Raw genomic sequence first — 710 nt, 5'->3', positions numbered from 1 at the left:
CGACCGCGCTGCTGCTGCTCGGCGTGTTCGCGGTGGTCAACGTGGCCGTGATCGTGCTGCGCAAGGACAAGTCGCGCGAGGGCACCGGCTACTTCCGGGCTCCCGCGTTCATCCCCTTCATCGGCGCGGCCACCACGCTGTTCCTGATCGGCCCGTGGGCGCAGGACGTCATCGAGTACCAGATCGCCGCCGTCCTGCTGGGCATCGGCCTGCTGCTCTCGGCGGTCAACTGGGCGTACAAGCGCTTCGTGAAGCACGAGCCCATGGGCTTCGAGGACACGCAGGCGATCGCGACCCTGGGCGAGGAGCCGGGCGGGCACGATCCGCTCGGCGACTACTCCACGCACGAGCACCACAGGAAGTGATCTGCGCCCCGCCGCGCGGGGTGCAGCTGCCGGCCAGGGGGCCGTCGGATCGATCCGACGGGCCCCTGGCCGCTGTCGCGCCACAGGGCCATGAGACAGTGAGGTCTCCCCAGCGAATCGAGCAGGACCAGTGAACACTCCAGCAGAGCACCGCCGCCCGTGGGCGCGCACCCTGATCGCCCCTGCCCTGATCCTCATCTGGCTGGCCGTGCTGATGCTCGGCGGGCCGTTCTTCGGGAGGATCTCGGACGTCTCCACCAATCAGCAGAGCTCGTTCCTCCCCCAGTCCGCCGAATCCACCCAGGTCGCTGACCGGGAAGACGACTTCACGGAGGACCCCTTCCT

At 68.9% G+C, this 710-nt stretch carries 1 protein-coding gene and 1 pseudogene; both read left to right on the top strand.

All coding sequences use genetic code 11. The features are described from left to right. A pseudogene (locus tag IG178_RS24615) lies at positions 1-365 on the top strand (amino acid permease); the annotation flags it as partial. Positions 366-495: 130 nt separating this feature from the next. After that, on the top strand, positions 496-710 hold a 215-nt coding region (locus tag IG178_RS24610; RefSeq protein WP_193215226.1), incomplete at its 3' end, for a hypothetical protein.

The organism is Neoluteolibacter marinus, from assembly GCF_014904755.1.
In the GTDB taxonomy this organism is placed as follows: domain Bacteria; phylum Verrucomicrobiota; class Verrucomicrobiia; order Verrucomicrobiales; family Akkermansiaceae; genus Haloferula; species Haloferula marina.
Note: the sequence above shows the minus strand (reverse complement) of the source record. Positions and strands in the feature narration are given on the sequence as shown.